This is a genomic window from Niallia sp. NCCP-28, from assembly GCF_023168165.1.
Taxonomy (GTDB): domain Bacteria; phylum Bacillota; class Bacilli; order Bacillales; family Cytobacillaceae; genus Niallia.
This window is the reverse complement of the sequence record NZ_BQYJ01000001.1, coordinates 722,106-739,441: the sequence shown is the minus strand read 5'-3', so window position 1 is coordinate 739,441 and position 17,336 is coordinate 722,106. Positions and strand designations below refer to the sequence as shown.

Below are 17,336 nucleotides of genomic sequence, written 5' to 3'. Positions count from 1 at the left end.
AAAAAAGGGCTTTCTTTTTTCCGTAATACGTATTAAACTCTTCCTATTAGAATAAGTACGCGCGTCTTATCGGACGCGCTAAATTTCTTATACATAAAAACAACTATTCCTAAACAAAATGATTGTTATGGAAACTAGAAGGAGTGGAAGAACACAATGGAAAAAGTATTTCCGATGACATTGGCTGGTAAAGAAAAGTTAGAACAAGAGTTAGAACAATTAAAAACGGTAAAAAGAAAAGAAGTAGTGGAACGCATTAAAATTGCGAGAAGTTTTGGAGATTTATCAGAGAACTCTGAATACGATTCGGCAAAAGAGGAACAAGCATTTGTGGAAGGCCGTATTACAACAATTGAAAATATGATCCGAAATGCGAAAATTATTTCAGAAGCTGAATTAGACCGAGATAAAGTATCATTAGGCAGCTCGGTTACATTTATTGAACTTCCTGATGGGGATGAAGAAACATATAGTATTGTCGGCAGTGCAGAAGCAGATCCATTTGAAGGGAAAATTTCTAATGATTCTCCAATTGCTAAAAGCCTTATCGGCAAAAAAGTTGGCGATAAAGTAGTTGTACAAACTCCTGGTGGAGAAATGAATGTACAAATTGTAACGATTAAATAAAAGCTTTAAAATATAGTTTGAAATAAAAGCACCTCGTCAAGACTTTTGATGAGGTGTTTTTTATGTGGAGAAAGAGAATAATTGGTGTAGGAATTATTTTAATGATGGGACTTGCTTGTTTGCTTGCACGTTTAGTGCAAGTACAGCTAGTGGAAACAAAACATTTTACAAAACATAATATCAATTTGACAGAAGAGAGTGTTAAGCAGCGATCTCAAGAAATTGTGCTGGATAATGGGAGGGGAGGATTTTTAGATAAGGATGGAAATTTCCTTACCCATCAGACACAATCGGTTTTAGTCCTTTTTCCTTTTTTGAAAAGTATGGAATGGAATAGCAGCAAGGTAGCAGAAATTATAGGGGTTTCTGAATATCAGTTGCAGGGTGCGGTACAAACTGCAAATGCTCCTATTATTTTTGGGGGAGATGCTCCTATTAGTTTAACAGATTTGCAACGAGAAGCTATCAATAAAATGGCAATACCAGGGGTGTTTGCTGTAGAAAAAAAAGATAGTCTCAAAAATAATTTGGCAGAACAGCTTCTTGGAATAACAGGGCAAAATGAGGAGTTATTAGCAAAACGATATCCAGATAAAAAACTCTCTTTTAATACACTGATAGGACTTACGGGTATGGAAAAAAGCTTTGATGAGTTTCTTTTGCCTGATGGAGAAGCGAAATTAGTCTATCATGTGGATGGCACAGGGAGGCCATTATTTGGCATTAACGTTAAATATGTAGAACCGGCAAATCCCTTTTATCCTGTTAATGTAAAAACAACTATAAATAAAAATCTTCAAGAAGCAGCGGAGAAATTAGTAGATGAACAAGGTATAAAAAAAGGAGGACTGGTACTGTTGGACTTAGAAACCAATTCTGTAGCAGCAATGGTTTCTAGACCTGTAATCAATAGGCAAAATCCCTATGAAACAGAAGGGATAAACAACTTTATGCTAAAGCAGCAAATTGTTGGATCTGTGTTTAAAACAGTTGTAGCTGCCGCCGCCATTGATTATAAATTAGATGATGACAAGCGAATGTTTGACTGCAGTCAAAAAATTAATGGTGATCCTGATCCAAACTATCAACATGGAATGTTGAATTTTACAAACAGTTTTGCAGTCAGCTGCAATAATACATTTGCAACGATTGCTAAGGAATTGAAAAATATGGATGGGAATATATTAGAAAATTATGCAGAGAAGTTGTCGTTAACACAAATGGTTGGCTGGGAAGGAACTATCTATCATACGAAAAATTTTAAACAATTGCAGGATGAAGAAAAAGGAAGAGTGTTTTTAACAGAAGAGGACAAAAAAGATAATAATTTTGTTGCATTAACTGGGATTGGCCAAAATGAAGTCAGAGTGACCCCTCTTGCAGTCGCCAATATGATGGCCACGATTGCAAGAGGCGGAGAAAAACAGAGCGTGCGCATTGCATCAGAAATACAGTATAAAAATGGAAGCACTCTTTTAAAATTTAAACAAGAAGACTTATCGGGGAATACGATATCCCCTTATACTGCAGCAAGGTTACAAAAATTGCTGCGAGAAGTGATTGTAAATGGAAAAGGGACAGGCAGATGGTTTCAAGATTTGCCATATGAAGTGGCAGGAAAATCAGGAACAGCAGAGACAGATGTGATGATAGATGGAAAGCAGCTCCATAATAAATGGTTTGCAGGCTATTTTCCTTATGATAAGCCAAGGTATGCACTAGTTGCAGTCAATTTAGGCGTTTTTGCTGAAGAAGGGGGAGTAAATCCATTATTCTCTGATATGGTCAAATCTGTTTATGATTATGATCAAAAGTCAAAATAACCAGCAGATTGCAGTATACTGTTCTTTAATACTTTTCACTATTGCTTTCTCATGGTAGAATATGTACAGTCTTAATAAATGTATGGTTATGTTACATAACTATACAAATAAATACATCCACCATTGACTGGAACTGAAAAATAGGAGGAGAAACACTTTGAATAGTGAAGGCAATGCAAACAATCAAAGCCGTTCTGAGCAACGCTCCAAAAGAAAAAAAACCAACTTAATTTTAAATAGTTTAATCGTAATAGTCATTCTGCTAATTGTATTTGTATCTTATACAATTTTCGGCTCCAAAGATGAAACGAATGGAGACAAAACAGTTAAGGAAAAAACTGTGGAGACAAAAAAAGCCGATAATACAACAGAAACTGTGAATGGAAATACAGATGAATCCGCTAATTCTGATGAAGAAAAAAAGCTAGAGGAAGACAAGTCTAAAACCGAAGAAGAAGCAATTGTAACAGAAGGCGGCAGTGATTCCAATGTGGTGAAAACAATTGAAAATCCTTCATGGAAATCTGTTGGCACTACACAAACAGGGGAACATAGAGCGGTTTATTCTGATGGACCAGATTGGGATGAACAAGTGAAGGCGTTAGCGTATGGTTCAGGGTTGGATGAGTCTGATATGGTTGTCTGGTTTTTAGGAAATAATAATCATGACCCTCAAAAGTCAATCGGCACTGTATCATCCAAAGACAAATCTAAAAAATATCGTGTGTATATTGAATGGGTCGACCAACAAGGATGGAAGCCGATAAAAGTAGAAGAAATAAAAAACCTAAATATAAGATAAAAATAAAAAATGCAGGTGAAAATCACCCGCATTTTTTATTTATGCATAAGGCTAGTTTTTTAGATGAATATTATCTGTTTTTTGCTTTAAAATGAACGACTGCGGTAAAATACGGTCTCCCGTTGTCGCTAATAGCCATTTGATGACTGACAGAATGAACACCTAAGAATATGCCTTTGTTTATATCAATTTGCTCAGTGATTTTTTTTTCTAAAGTCTTTAAATTATCTGCTTCAAAAAATTCGATTTTATCTTCGATTATGTCTAGGTGAAAGTCCATTCCACTCTTCCTTTCTTATAAACTAACCCTTATTTTATCATATGTTATTTATCTTTTAGTGTAGAATGAAAAGTATTTTTAGCAGAATTCAATCCCAGAATCAAATCTAAAACATACTATGTTGATAGGAATAATAAAAATGAAAAAGAGGTGTGAACTTTGGGCAATGAGTTTGCAGAGATTTTTGAAAATTGGGCTGATACTTATGATGAAAGCATAAAAAGTGATGAAGAATATAAAGAAGTATTTTTCCGTTATGATAACATTTTACAGGAAGTTGCAGAGCGGGCTTTTGGCCATGTTCTAGAATTTGGTCCTGGGACTGGAAATTTGACTGTAAAATTATTAAATAAAGGTTTGAATGTCACAGCGATTGAGCCATCACAAGCGATGCGCAAACAGGCTTTAGAAAAATTAGGAGAAAATGCAATAATAAAAAATGGAGATTTTCTTGTTTTTGAAATAACAGAGACTCCACAAACGATTGTCAGCACATATGCATTTCATCATCTTACAGATAAGGAAAAACGGGAGGCAATAGAGCTGTATAGTAATTGCTTGCCTATTGATGGTAAAATAGTTTTTGCAGATACAATGTTTGCATCAGATGATAAATATTTGCAAACCATTAATGATGCAATTAAAAAAGGCTATCCAAATTTAGCAGAAGATTTAAAACGTGAATATTATACAACTATTCCTATCTTAACGGAAATATTTCATGATAATGGATTTACCGTTAAATTTGAACAGTTTAATGATTTTGTCTGGATTATGGAAGGAGTCAAAAAAGGAGAAGAAGACGAAAAATGAAAATAGCAATCATTGGAGCAATGGAAGAAGAAGTAGCTTTACTACGAGAGAGAATAACAAATAAAAAAGAGCAGCAAATTGCAGGTTTTCAATTTATTGAAGGAAGTTTATTTGATAAAGAGGTAGTATTATTGCGTTCAGGCATTGGGAAAGTAAATGCTGCAATGAGTACAACGATTTTATTAGAAAATTTCAAACCAGAGTATTTAATTAATACAGGATCAGCAGGAGGGCTTAATCCAGAACTGAATGTAGGTGATGTTGTTATTTCGAAAGAAGTGCGTCATCATGATGTAGATGCAACCATATTTGGATATGAGTACGGCCAAGTGCCGCAAATGCCTGCTGCTTTTGAAGCAAATGGTGAACTTGTTCAAATCGCTGAAACATGTGCTAAAGAGATAGGGGATCATGCAGTTGTAAAAGGACTGATTACAACAGGAGACTCTTTTATTAATGATCCAGAAAAGGCGGCATTTATTCAAAGTAAGTTTCGAGGACTTCAAGCCGTTGAAATGGAAGCAGCTGCAATTGCACAGGTTGCTTACCAATATAAACTGCCATTTGTAATTATTCGTTCCTTATCAGATATTGCTGGGAAAGAATCGCATCTTTCCTTTGACCAATATTTAGAAAAAGCAGCTGTTCATTCAGCAAATTTAGTAATGAAGATTATTTCTAAAATAAGCTGATTCAGCATGTTTATAATAGTATTCATCTGAAATAGTGGAGACTCTAAGAAAAGTACTTAGAGTCCGCTCTTTTTAATTCCTACTTTTCCGCTATGTATAATTATTTATGAAAATCCCCTACATTTTTAATACAGCTGTAAAAAATAAAAGGCAAAGGGAGGAAATGCCTTGAAGGTTTTTCAGAATGTTCATGAATTAATTGGAAATACGCCAATGGTAGAATTGACACATTTTTTCTTGCCCAAAAAAGTGCGCCTATTTGCAAAGTTAGAATATTATAATCCAGGAGGCAGCATTAAAGATAGATTAGGGATGGCACTAATTAAGGATGCCTTAAAAACGGGAAAGCTAAAAAGGGGCAGCACTATTATTGAACCGACTGCAGGCAATACTGGAATTGGTTTGGCGCTTGCTGCTTTAAATCAAGATATGGATGTTATATTTTGTGTGCCAGAGAAATTCAGTATAGAAAAACAACAAATCATGATGGCATTAGGTGCCAAAATTATTCATACAAAAACAGAATTAGGTATAAAAGGAGCTATTCAAAAAGCCAAAGCGCTTCAAACCCAAATACCGAATTCATATATTCCAGGACAATTTGAAAATCCTGCAAACCCAAATACCTACTATCAAACATTAGGGCCGGAAATTTGGGAGCAAATGGATCATAAAGTGGATATTTTTGTCGCAGGTGCTGGGTCTGGGGGAACATTTATGGGAACAGCACAATTCTTAAAAGAGCAGAATAAACAAATAAAAACCGTTATTGTTGAACCAGAAGGCTCCATTTTAAATAAAGGAAAAATTGGGCCGCATAAAACAGAAGGAATCGGCATGGAGTTTTTGCCTGAATTTATGGATACTTCTTATATGGATCAAATTTATACGATAAGCGATGATGAAGCTTTTGAAAAAGTAAAAGAGGCGGCTAGAAAAGAAGGATTGCTTGTTGGAAGTTCTTCTGGAGCTGCATTGCACGCAGCACTTCTAGAAGCAAAAAGTGCAAAAGAAGGTACAAATATTGTCGTTGTTTTCCCAGACAGCAGCGATCGTTATATGAGCAAAAAAATATTTGAAGGAGGCATATAACTTGAAAAGGAAAACAAAACTTATCCATGGAGGCATTTCAGGAGATGCTCATACAGGAGCAGTAAATGTGCCAATCTATCAAGTAAGCACGTATAAACAAGAGGGAGTAGGCAATCATAAAGGGTTTGAATATTCAAGAACGGGAAACCCAACAAGACATGCATTAGAGGAATTGATTAAAGACTTAGAAGATGGAAAAAGGGGTTTTGCATTCAGTTCTGGAATGGCGGCAATTACTGCTGTTATGATGCTGTTTAAACAAGGGGATCATATTCTTTTAACAGATGATGTGTATGGCGGCACGTTTCGAGTCATTACAAAAGTATTAAACAAATTTGGAATAGAAGCTACTTTTATTGATACAAGTAGCATCAGCAATATTCAAGAAGCCATACAAAGCAATACAGTCGCTTTATATATAGAAACACCGACAAATCCTTTATTGAAAATTACCGATATAAAAGCGGCCTCTGCTTTAGCAAAAGAACATGGTTTATTAACGATTGTCGATAATACATTTTCTACTCCTTACTTTCAGACACCCCTTCCCTTAGGTGCGGATATTGTCCTGCATAGTGCTACCAAATATTTAGGAGGGCATAGTGATGTGGTATCTGGGTTAGTCGTAGTAAATGATGATGATTTAGGAAGTGACCTGCATTTTATACAAAATTCAACAGGAGGCATCCTTGGGCCAAATGATTCCTGGCTGTTGATTCGCGGCATCAAAACACTGGGCATCCGTATGGAGGAACATGAAAGAAGTGCACAGGAAATCGTTTCTTTTTTATCCACACATCCTCAAGTAGAAAAAATATACTATCCAGGACTGCCTGCGCATCCTAATCATGAAATCAGCAGACAACAAGCGTTAGGGTTTGGTGGGATGATAAGTTTTGATGTAGGAAGTGAGGAAAAAGCAGCTAATTTATTAAGCAAACTGAAATACTTTACACTTGCAGAAAGCCTTGGTGCTGTAGAAAGTTTAATTTCTGTTCCAGCTAAAATGACACATGCATCCATTCCAAAAGAAAGAAGAGCAGAACTGGGCATAACAGATGGATTAGTGCGAATTTCGGTTGGATTAGAAGATGTGGACGATTTAATAGAAGATTTAAAGCAAGCATTAGAGTAATAAATGAAGAAAGGAAAGCTTTGATCATAACGGCTAAAGCTTTAGATTGAGGGCAAAAGATCCCGTGACCTTTTGTCCATTTTTTTGATGAAAATAGTAGGGAAAAGCTTGATTTCCGCTCCAATCATCTAGTATGCGAAGTTTTTTGAGCCCTTCTTAAGCAATTGTCATGTTCAAGTTGCCAGTTTTTACATTTGCAGAAGATATGGTAAATGTTTCCTTCAACAGCTAGTATAACGATCCTATACATTTCCAGGCGTTACCATTTTGCTTGAAACGAATTCTTTTCCACCTGTCGCTGTATGAAAGAATACGCAAACAGTTTAGTCCATTCATCTTTTACATGGTACTCACTTTGAGGGTCTGCCGTATTCTCCGTCATTTCCTTCTAGTTCTCTTTTTAAATGGTTTTTTATTTCCAATTTTACTAGTAATTTCATAAGGAGAGGAAATTGCTGGTGTGATAAAGTAAGGAAATAGATAACTAGATAAAAAGGGGGAGCAAAATGGAGAAGACATTAAAAGATTTAATGGGAAAAATGGTCGACTTTAAAAGATTTGCGATTGTTTTATTAGCTGTAGGCGTCTTTTTTTATTTAGGCGTTATCATTCCAACTCCCGATAAAACAGAAATAAACACTGCTGTAATGATGATGATGACATCAGCTTGCCTAGGTGGATCTATTTTCTTTTTCGCAAAGGCAAAAAAATTAAAACATAAATTAAATGAACTATCTAATAAATAAAGGCAAAGAGACTAGCTTTTAAGAAAAACTTAAAGACTAGTCTCTTTTTTTGCTGTTTTTATAAATTTTAAAGAAGTTAGGTTGATTTCCGTTCCATGATGCTCACTTTCCGTGGGGCGGGCGGTGAACCTCCACGGCGTACAATCGCCTGCTGTCCCGTTAATCCCGCAAGAGTCTCCCGCCTTTCACTCCAATCAACCTATTTTAACCATGGATTTACTTATGGAAACTGTCCGAAAAACTTATTGTCAGAATTGATTCTGATTTTTTGCCTATTTTCTGAAAAATAGGTTTACAAAAATGGAAACAGAGGATATAATTACCAATGTAAACAAATATTTCTTAAAGGAGGTTGAATAATATGAAAAAGCATATCGTTGTATCAGCATATTTATTAAATGGAAATACAACAATTTTATATGCAATTAACACAAATTCAACCTATAAGGAATGGAAGAACTAGTTTACGATAAATTTTGTCTATCCAACCGCAGGTGAATGGTGTCCTGCGGTTTTTTATGCCATTTTTTAGAAAACCGCAGGGGTTCAACTCTCTGCGGTTTTTTGTGTGCTTTTTTTATTAATTTTTTACATTTTTAATAAAAAAAGTAAATTCTGATAGAAAAAGGAGGTGTAATGATGACACTAAATTTATTGTTTTTTACCATTATAATCAAAAAATATGAAAAGACATCCGAAGAAATTTATCATGAACAGGAAATAAATCGTATTATGGATGAACATAACAGAAGGAATATCTTAATGGGCGGTTCGCCGCGCATCTAAAGATAAAAAGGAAAGGAGTGAAAAAGAATGACTTTAAATATGTTGTTTTTTACCATTACGATAAAAAAAGTAAGGCAATCAGAAAAAGAATTTTTAGCAGAGCAGCAAATAGAAGAAATTATGGAAGCAAATAAAAGTAAACACTATTATATGAGCCGCTTTTAAACAATACAAATAGAAAGGTGATGAGGCATTATGATTATAAAATTACAAAACCGGCAAGCAATCCTCTGGGTGGAGAAGGATTCCACCTAACGGCTTAAAAAATGGAGAATATCTAATGAATGTATATATATTATTGCTGACCTTGGAGTGGAGAAGAAAAAAGAAGAAAAAAGGCAAATGATTTTTTATTGAATTTATAAAGAGGTTGGGACACAACTAATTAGATAATCTGTAAAGACGAATAATCTCTACCTTTCGCTTTAAAATAAAAGCTAGTTTCGCAATCTTGGTTACTTGTGTTTTTACATATAGTCAAGTGTAAAAACTAATTCGTTCCATTGCGCTACAGACACTCCCTTTCCGCGGGGAGGAAGCCCGAGCCTCCTCAGCACGCCTGCGGGGTCTCAGCCTTTCCTCTACTTCCCGCAGGAGTTGAGTGTCCTCCGCTCCATTCCATTTCTTTTTTAAAGGTTGTTATCTAAAACCATTTAAAAAAATAGAAAAAATTAATTATTCAGGCTGCGGGCAATAACAACAAACTTTACTGAAACCACCCTTTTAAAAGCTTAAAAACGAGCAATTATATGTAATTACCATATAATTGTTCGTTTTTATTTTCAACTGGAATACTTATGTCCCAGCCTCTCTTTAATTTGTAGACATCGCTTATTTTTCTAACTTTTTTATCTTATGAAATGCATTTAGTTTTTGACGAAACGATATTCTAACAGATGTTTTAAATCAGTGATTTGCTCTAGTATTTTTTCACCGACATTTGTTTCCAATACTTTTTTTCTGCGAAGTTCCCGGTCCACTATTCTTTTTACTGATAAAACATCTGTACCATTCTGAAGCACATCTTCTTTGGAAGTGAATTGTTTATGTGCAACAAGCTGCATCCCGTATGAATTGTATAAAAGAGTATAGCCAGCAATCCCAGTTTTTGATTGATATGCTTTGGAGAAGCCTCCATCGATGACGATCATTTTTCCATTTGCCTTAATTGGGTTTTCACCGTTTATTTCTTCAACAGGAGTGTGTCCATTAATGATATGCCCTTGATCTGGATTTAAATCAAATTCAGCTAAGATGTTTTGGCAAATGTTTTCATCTTCCCGCAATTTATAATAAGCATTTTTTTCTTCTTTATGTGTTTTTTTGTCTTTAATAAAGTAACGTTCAAATGTTGTCATGTCTTTTTTTCCAAATAGCGAAGAATTTTCGCCAGACCATAAATACCAAATCATATCTGTTGCTAAATCATCGGTTGTTTCGGGATGAGCAAATCCGGCTTTTAAGTAATACTCAAAAATATCCAATAATTTTTTGCCTGCATACTCTTGTCCATCAATGACCATTGTTTTCATCGTTCCATCATTGTTCAGTGGAATACAGCCGTGAATTAGAAGGTTTCCGTTATACGGAAGATAAAGGCTGCCCTTTTTCATCAGAAAATTCATATGCCTAGCGAGTTTTTCTGAATGCTGAATGGCAAATAATAATTTTTCGAGTACTTCTTCTTCTTCTTTTAACAGCAATCCAGGGTTTTCAGGATTAATTGTTGCAAAACATGTATTTTCTAATTGGTAGGTAATATCATTTAATTCAATGGTATTATTGTAGTAATTTATTTTTTCTAATAATAATCTTCGCTCCATATGGAAATCTGGGCGTCTTTTAATAATTGCACTTTCCAATTTAAATTGAATAATGGAAATAGCTTGATGAATTTTTGTTATTTGCATTATTTCTTCTGCAGAAATGTTATTTTCTTTTGAGACTTTTGGCTGGAATGCGGAATTGTCCCCATAATATTTTTCCGCTAGATTAAGGAGCGGACGCAAATTAATGCCATATACATCTTCGATAATATCTAAATTATTGTATCTGGCACAAATGCGAATAATGTTGGCAAGACATACTTTTGATCCTGCAAATGCTCCTATCCACAACACATCATGGTTTCCCCACTGTATATCAACAGAATGGTAAGTCATTAATTTATCGACGATTTTATCAGGATCTGGTCCCCTGTCGTAAATGTCACCTACCACATGAAGGTGGTCCACTACTAAATTTTGAATGGCATATGCCATGCCGCTAATTAGTTTGGGCGCTTGGCCTAAAGAAATAATTCTTTGGATAATTTCTGTATAGTATTCTTTTTTATTATCTAGTTCATCTTTTTTATAAAGCAGTTCTTCAATAATATAAACAAACTGTTTTGGCAGCGCTTTTCTAACTTTAGAGCGTGTGTATTTAGAAGAAGCAAAAGATACAAGCTTGATCATTCGTTCAATTGTATCAGCATACCATTGATAAAGCCGATCAGAACGTTTAAAGGATGATTTGACCATTTCTAGTTTTTCTTCAGGATAATAGACCAATGTAGCAAATTCATCTACTTCTTTTTGGGAAAGTTCATCTTTAAACAAGTCTTTAATCTTTTCTTTTACATTGCCTGAACCATTTCTTAATACATGTTGAAATGCATTATATTCTCCGTGAAGATCGCTGACAAAATGTTCGGTTCCTTTTGGCAGGTTCAAGATGGCTTCTAAATTGATAATCTCTGTGACAACTTTTTCTTCAGAATCATATTTTTCTACTAATAAGTCCAAATATTTTGTATTCATTATTATCCCCTCGCAAAATAGCCATATGTTGTTTGTTAGCTGGCCAAAATGAAGCAATTATGTATAGTAAAAGGCTGCTTATCCATATTATACAAGGAATTCAATAAAAAACCTTAGTTTTATTGAAAAAATGGAAAAAGGATACTGAAAATTTTGTAATATCGCGTTCTCTTTTTTATTATCTGTTTTCCTAGTTTATGATACAAATATCATTTTTTACCCAATTTTGCAGGGTATTAAACCTAAAACTAAAAGATTTTCCAAAGATTATTATTCCTTGGACATGCAAAACAGTCCTCTTATTTACATAGTTATAAAGTATAGGCTAATGTCCTTTAATGTGGAGGTGAAACAATGTCTGGAATTTTATATTCGCTTGGAATTTTGCTGAAAGAGTTAGTATTCCTTGTTTCTTATGTGAAAAACAATGCCTTCCCACAGCCATTGTCTGCCGCAGATGAAAAAAAATATTTGCGCTTAATGGCACAAGGGGATTCACATGCGAGGAATATGTTAATCGAACATAATTTGCGTCTTGTTGCACATATTGTCAAAAAGTTTGAAAATACAGGAGAAGATTCTGAAGATTTAATTTCAATTGGCACTATTGGATTAATTAAAGGCATTGAAAGCTTTTCAGAGGGGAAAGGCACGAAGCTTGCGACATATGCAGCTAGGTGTATTGAAAATGAAATATTAATGCATTTGCGGGCATTAAAGAAAACGAAAAAAGATGTTTCCTTGCATGATCCAATTGGTCAGGACAAGGAAGGGAATGAGATTAGTCTTATTGATGTTTTAAAGTCGGAATCTGAAGATGTTGTCAATACGATTCAATTAAATATGGAGCTGGAAAAAGTAAAAGAATACATCGATGTGTTGGATGAAAGAGAAAAAGAAGTGATTGTCGGACGTTTTGGTCTAGATTTGCAAAAAGAAAAAACGCAGAGGGAAATAGCCAAAGAATTAGGGATATCAAGAAGTTATGTATCAAGAATTGAAAAAAGGGCATTGATGAAAATGTTCCATGAATTTTACCGTGCCGAAAAAGAGAAGAAGAAAAAATAATGAATAGAAGGGTTCTCTAAAATCGAGTGCCCTTTTTTCCTTTATCTGGCATTAAAGAGCAGTAAAACCCCCACCTCAAGATGATGAGAAGAAATGAGAAATCTAGATCGGGGATAACTGCCCATAAAGATCCGATTGGTTCAATTAACAATCAGTGGGGATGGAGAATTCCCCACTGATTGAAGTTTCACTTTATTATAGATGCAATTATTCTAGGCTAGTGTTGCCTGTGATTTTCCTTTATATAGATAATTGCTGGTAAAAAAACTGTGCCCAATTGTTAATGATATTTAACAATTGAGAACAGTTCAAATCAGTTTTTCTTTTTAGATTTATGCAAATGAGATAGTTTTAGAGTCATTAAATTTAGGGATCCAATCCCCGTGTGCTTTGATTAAGTCGTCACACATTGCAATAATATCATCCATTGATAATTCTGCTGCTGTATGTGGGTCAAGCATGGCTGCTTGATAAATATGCTCTTTTTTTCCAGTTGCAGCTGCTTCAATGGTCAGTAATTGTGTATTAATATTGGTTCTGTTAAGAGCTGCTAACTGTTCTGGAATATCCCCGACATAACAAGGTGTAATGCCGCTTCGATCTGCTAAGCAAGGTACTTCAACAACAGCCTTTTCCGGCAAATTGCTGATAAGGCGTCCTGTATTTAAAATGTTTCCGCCAAATTTAAATGGATTATTTGTTTCGATTGCTTCAATAATCCGTGAACCATATTCATGAGAGCGGATATGAGTCAGCTGTGCATTATTTACCATTTCATCCCGCATTTTTTCCCAGCGTTCAATTTGTTCTACACAGCGGCGTGGGTATTCATCTAATGGAATATTAAATTTGTCAATTAATTCTGGATAGTTTCTTTTAATGAAATATGGATGGTATTCTGCATTATGTTCAGAGGATTCTGTTACATAATAGCCGAATTTATCCATTAACTCAAAACGGACCATATCGTCATGTTTTGTAAGTTGTTTTTCTTTTGCACGGCGCTTAATTTCTGGATATAAATCTTTGCCGTCTCGTTTTATTTCAAGAAGCCACGCCATATGATTAATTCCCGCAATTTTTTCTTCCACGCCTTCATGATCCATTCCCAATGATTCAAACAAGTGTTTGCTGCAAACCTGAACACTATGGCATAAGCCGACTGTTTTGACATTTGTATAGCGCAGCATCGCACCAGTTAAAGCTGCCATTGGGTTTGTATAATTCAAAAATAGAGCATCTGGACAAACTTCTTCGATATCTTTTGCAAAATCCCACATAACAGGGATAGTGCGCAAAGAACGGAAAATTCCGCCAATTCCAATTGTATCGGCAATTGTTTGGCGAAGCCCATATTTTTTTGGTATGTCAAAATCAATGACCGTACTAGGTTTGTAGCCGCCAACTTGAATGGCATTAATAATATATTTTGCACCCCTTAAGGCTTCTTTTCGATCAGTGTATGCTTTTATCACAACATTTGCCTGCAAGCTTTGTTTTAAATTTTTCAGCATGTTTTCTGATTCCTTTAGACGCTGCTCATCAATATCAAATAAGGCGAATTCAAATCCTGCTAAAGCGGGAACAAACATACAGTCTCCAAGAACATTTTTTGTAAAAACGGTACTTCCTGCCCCAATAAAGGTAATTTTGCTCATCTTTTTTCCTCCTAGTTACTGAAATTGGCTAGATGCTTGATTACTTAAGAAAAAATTGCTTTCTTCATTTAGATAGTTAGCATCTTTTCAGAATTGTTTTTTCTTGATAAATTAATAATAGAGCGCTTTCAATTTAATATCAATGGTAACTTACTGTGATTGGAGGGTAATATATTGTCTTTTGTTCAAGAGGAAAATAATAGAGTGGGTTATGGCGTATATGGCTTTTATTTTCAAGATAGCATCGGCAACGATTTAGCCAATATTTCGGTGCTTGGCAGGGAAGAAAAATTATTTGGCACAACATATGACTGGCATGGATTAAAAAGGAAAGAGGTCGGCAAGTATGTCTTTCAATATACATTATCCGGAGAAGGCAGGCTGGAAGTGGGGGGGAAAGATTATCGATTAGAAGCAGGTCAAGCATTTATTGTAGAGATTCCAAGCAACCACCGCTATTATCTCCCAGAGAACAGCAAACGTTGGGAGTTTATTTTTATTACATTAGTTGGAAAAGAGGCAGCTAACTGCTGGAATATGATGCAAGAGCACCATGGCCCTGTGTTGAAGATTCCAGCAGATTCTAAGCTTATTCAGCTTCTGCTAAAAATTCACCAGCATACGTATGAACAAAAAATTTCAGATTCTTATCATGCTTCAGCAAAAGCATATGAATTTATTATGGAATGCTATCGTTTTATTAAAAATATGGAAAAACAAAAAAAAGATTTTTCACTGAACATGACAAAAGCAATCACTTATATTCAAACACATTATCATGAACCAATTATGCTTGATGAAATAGCGGTCATTTCTGGTTATTCCAAATATTATTTTATTAAGCAGTTTCAGCATCAGCTAAATATGACACCTGTCCAATACCTTACTAAAATACGCATCCAAAAAGCAGCAGAACTTCTAAGAACAACAGATTCTTCTATTATAGAAATTGCAGATGCTGTTGGGTATGCCAATGCTAATTACTTCAATAAAGTTTTCCGCAAAGTGGTTGGTGTGTCTGCGGGAGCATTTCGTGACAGCAAGGATGCAGCAGAAATTGATTATTTAATTATGGAATAAATGAAGGCGATAGCCATTGTGTATATTTTGTAAAAAAATAAAAAATAACAATAAGGAATTTTCACTTTATTGCTAAGTGAAAACTCCCTATTTACCAAAACAGGATGAATGTACAAGCTTTCTATTTACTCATCCTCTGCATATTTAATCGTTTGTGTATTCGAGGTTGCTTTTGTTTTAATCACTTCTCCATTTTTGTCCTTGTATATTTCATATTCCCGGTAAGTTTCTAATATGTAGCCACCTTCTTTAACAGTGGAATCTAGTTGGTATTCTAATTCTGGTGCGCTAAGGGATTCTGTTGATGTGCTCGCTTCTTCTGACTCATCGGTCGTTCCGTAGTAGTAAACATACTGTTTATTGATGCGGGCATTTGGAGTTTCTATATAAGCAACTAATGCAACTAATAAAATAAGGATAAAAAAAATAGCACTTTTTTTCATCGAGATGTTGATTCCTCCTTCCATACATCATATGCATGTCCGGAAAAGTTATTCGGGGGCACTTGAAAAAATAACAAAGAAGAAAAGTTGGGTTTGGAAAAATCAACAATATTTATAAAAGAGAGGAAATTGTCCAAGCATTTTTTTCGATTTGTCATACTATATGACTAGGTGGTGAATTAAATGGTGAAAATTTTTATTGATCCAGGACATGGCGGTTCTGACGCAGGAGCAGTTAGCAATGGAATTCAAGAAAAAAATATTACTTTACAAATTGCCAAAAAGGTGCAAGACATTCTTCAAAATGAATATTCAAATGTTTCTATACGAATGAGCCGAACAGGTGATAGTACTGTCAGTTTATCTGAAAGAACAAATGCTGCAAATTCTTGGGGAGCAGATTATTATCTATCGATTCACATTAATGCTGGCGGAGGAACTGGGTTTGAAAGTTATGTATATACGGGAGTAGGGACTCCAACTACTACTTATCAAACACAGATTCACAGTGCAGTAATAAGCAGTACAAATTTTCAAGATAGAGGGAAAAAACAAGCAAACTTTCATGTGCTAAGAGAAACGACGATGCCAGCAATATTAACAGAAAATGGGTTTATTGACACAAAAGCTGATGCCGATAAATTAAAAGACTCTTCCTTTATAACGTCTATTGCCCGTGGACATGTCAATGGACTTGTTCGTGTTTTTCAACTTGAAAAAAAAGTAATTGATTCAGGAAACGATGGCACAGCATTATACAAAGTACAAATAGGCGCCTTTAAAAATCGAGATAATGCCAACAGTCTAGCAGCTCAAGCAAAATCGAAGGGATTCGATACAATTATTATTCAAAGCGGAAATTTGTATAAAGTGCAAATTGGGGCATTTTCCAAAAGAAGCAATGCGGATTCCCTTGCATCAAGAGCCAAATCAAGTGGTTTTGATACGATAATCATTTAGCCTGTACTAACCAAACTGAAATAAATTAGGGGAATATTATTCCTATTTAAAGAGCAGCTACCTCTCTCTGATTGAAGGTTCATCTTAGAAAGGCAAATATGCTATATATAGAGCAATTGCCTATTCATGTCGAAGAAAAGATGAATAGTTTATAATAGAGAGGAGGAATATAAATGGTTGCATATGGATATCCATATCAGACAATGCCAAGTGTACCATTAGGAGCACCAATTCCACAAGCAGCACCCCCGCCACCAGCGCCTTCACAAGCAGCAGCGCCATACGCTGCTCCCGTTGCTTATGGCGCTACAGGAGGAGCATGGTATGCTTTGCTGATTGTTTTATTTATTGTTATTTTAGTTTTTGGAAGCATATGGTGGTTTGGAAGCCAGTTTTATTGTTGAATTTAGCTGAAAAAAATAAATATATGATGCAGTATAATCGCTTCTATTTTTCACATTATAGAAGCGTTTTTTAGGTAAAGTTGATTCTAGAAGAAGGTACTAGAACAATAGGAAAATGCCAGAAAT

General features: G+C 35.0%; 18 protein-coding genes. 14 read left to right on the top strand and 4 right to left on the bottom strand.

Going from position 1 to position 17,336, the window contains the following annotated elements; genetic code table 11:
• Positions 1 to 156: 156 nt before the first annotated feature.
• The 3 genes from greA (at position 157) to NCCP28_RS03765 (ending at position 3,252) form a co-directional block, all read left to right on the top strand.
• Positions 157 to 627: a transcription elongation factor GreA gene (greA, locus tag NCCP28_RS03775; protein ID WP_248560046.1), complete on the top strand. Its 471-nt coding sequence runs from the start codon at positions 157 to 159 to the stop codon at positions 625 to 627.
• Between the two features lie 62 nt (positions 628 to 689).
• Complete coding sequence (locus NCCP28_RS03770) at positions 690 to 2,450, top strand: peptidoglycan D,D-transpeptidase FtsI family protein (RefSeq protein WP_248560045.1); 1,761 nt, start codon at positions 690 to 692, stop codon at positions 2,448 to 2,450.
• 157 nt (positions 2,451 to 2,607) lie between these two features.
• A complete protein-coding gene (locus NCCP28_RS03765; RefSeq protein WP_248560044.1) occupies positions 2,608 to 3,252 on the top strand; it encodes a YrrS family protein in 645 nt (214 codons plus the stop codon).
• 70 nt (positions 3,253 to 3,322) lie between these two features.
• On the opposite strand, the gene NCCP28_RS03760 is transcribed toward NCCP28_RS03765, so the two are convergent.
• The gene (locus NCCP28_RS03760; RefSeq protein WP_248560043.1) at positions 3,323 to 3,532 is read right to left on the bottom strand and encodes a YrzA family protein; all 210 of its coding nucleotides are present in this window, start codon (positions 3,530 to 3,532) and stop codon (positions 3,323 to 3,325) included.
• 159 nt (positions 3,533 to 3,691) lie between these two features.
• Between NCCP28_RS03760 and NCCP28_RS03755 the strand changes: the two genes are divergently transcribed.
• The 7 genes from NCCP28_RS03755 (at position 3,692) to NCCP28_RS03725 (ending at position 8,961) form a co-directional block, all read left to right on the top strand.
• Entirely contained in the window at positions 3,692 to 4,345 is a 654-nt protein-coding gene (locus NCCP28_RS03755) for a class I SAM-dependent methyltransferase (RefSeq protein WP_248560042.1), read from the top strand.
• Positions 4,342 to 5,037 (top strand): 5'-methylthioadenosine/S-adenosylhomocysteine nucleosidase, encoded by a 696-nt coding sequence (gene mtnN, locus NCCP28_RS03750; protein WP_248560041.1) that lies wholly within the window; start codon positions 4,342 to 4,344, stop codon positions 5,035 to 5,037. The genes NCCP28_RS03755 and mtnN overlap by 4 nt, the downstream gene beginning before the upstream one ends.
• A gap of 168 nt (positions 5,038 to 5,205) precedes the next feature.
• Positions 5,206 to 6,129, top strand: a complete 924-nt coding sequence (locus NCCP28_RS03745; RefSeq protein ID WP_248560040.1) for a PLP-dependent cysteine synthase family protein — start codon at positions 5,206 to 5,208, stop codon at positions 6,127 to 6,129.
• A gap of 1 nt (position 6,130) precedes the next feature.
• The gene (locus NCCP28_RS03740) at positions 6,131 to 7,264 is read left to right on the top strand and encodes a bifunctional cystathionine gamma-lyase/homocysteine desulfhydrase (protein WP_248560039.1); all 1,134 of its coding nucleotides are present in this window, start codon (positions 6,131 to 6,133) and stop codon (positions 7,262 to 7,264) included.
• Between the two features lie 506 nt (positions 7,265 to 7,770).
• A complete protein-coding gene (locus NCCP28_RS03735; RefSeq protein WP_248560038.1) occupies positions 7,771 to 8,010 on the top strand; it encodes a YrhC family protein in 240 nt (79 codons plus the stop codon).
• Between the two features lie 636 nt (positions 8,011 to 8,646).
• Positions 8,647 to 8,796 (top strand): YrzI family small protein, encoded by a 150-nt coding sequence (locus NCCP28_RS03730; RefSeq protein WP_248560037.1) that lies wholly within the window; start codon positions 8,647 to 8,649, stop codon positions 8,794 to 8,796.
• Positions 8,797 to 8,823: 27 nt separating this feature from the next.
• Entirely contained in the window at positions 8,824 to 8,961 is a 138-nt protein-coding gene (locus NCCP28_RS03725; protein WP_248560036.1) for a YrzI family small protein, read from the top strand.
• Positions 8,962 to 9,662: 701 nt separating this feature from the next.
• Here NCCP28_RS03725 and NCCP28_RS03720 read toward each other — a convergent pair.
• Positions 9,663 to 11,597, bottom strand: a complete 1,935-nt coding sequence (locus tag NCCP28_RS03720; RefSeq protein WP_248560035.1) for a fructose-1,6-bisphosphatase — start codon at positions 11,595 to 11,597, stop codon at positions 9,663 to 9,665.
• A gap of 354 nt (positions 11,598 to 11,951) precedes the next feature.
• Between NCCP28_RS03720 and sigK the strand changes: the two genes are divergently transcribed.
• Complete coding sequence (sigK, locus tag NCCP28_RS03715; protein ID WP_101176418.1) at positions 11,952 to 12,665, top strand: RNA polymerase sporulation sigma factor SigK; 714 nt, start codon at positions 11,952 to 11,954, stop codon at positions 12,663 to 12,665.
• 332 nt (positions 12,666 to 12,997) lie between these two features.
• Here sigK and melA read toward each other — a convergent pair whose 3' ends face one another.
• A complete protein-coding gene (gene melA, locus NCCP28_RS03710; RefSeq protein WP_248560034.1) occupies positions 12,998 to 14,323 on the bottom strand; it encodes an alpha-glucosidase/alpha-galactosidase in 1,326 nt (441 codons plus the stop codon).
• A gap of 174 nt (positions 14,324 to 14,497) precedes the next feature.
• Between melA and NCCP28_RS03705 the strand changes: the two genes are divergently transcribed.
• Positions 14,498 to 15,403, top strand: a complete 906-nt coding sequence (locus tag NCCP28_RS03705; protein WP_248560033.1) for an AraC family transcriptional regulator — start codon at positions 14,498 to 14,500, stop codon at positions 15,401 to 15,403.
• Positions 15,404 to 15,528: 125 nt separating this feature from the next.
• On the opposite strand, the gene NCCP28_RS03700 is transcribed toward NCCP28_RS03705, so the two are convergent.
• On the bottom strand, positions 15,529 to 15,846 hold the full coding sequence (locus NCCP28_RS03700; protein ID WP_248560032.1) for a hypothetical protein: 318 nt from the start codon (positions 15,844 to 15,846) through the stop codon (positions 15,529 to 15,531).
• 183 nt (positions 15,847 to 16,029) lie between these two features.
• On the opposite strand from NCCP28_RS03700, the gene NCCP28_RS03695 reads away from it, so the two are divergent.
• Entirely contained in the window at positions 16,030 to 16,806 is a 777-nt protein-coding gene (locus NCCP28_RS03695) for an N-acetylmuramoyl-L-alanine amidase (protein ID WP_248560031.1), read from the top strand.
• Positions 16,807 to 16,979: 173 nt separating this feature from the next.
• Positions 16,980 to 17,210, top strand: a complete 231-nt coding sequence (locus NCCP28_RS03690) for a hypothetical protein (protein ID WP_248560030.1) — start codon at positions 16,980 to 16,982, stop codon at positions 17,208 to 17,210.
• Positions 17,211 to 17,336: the final 126 nt, after the last annotated feature.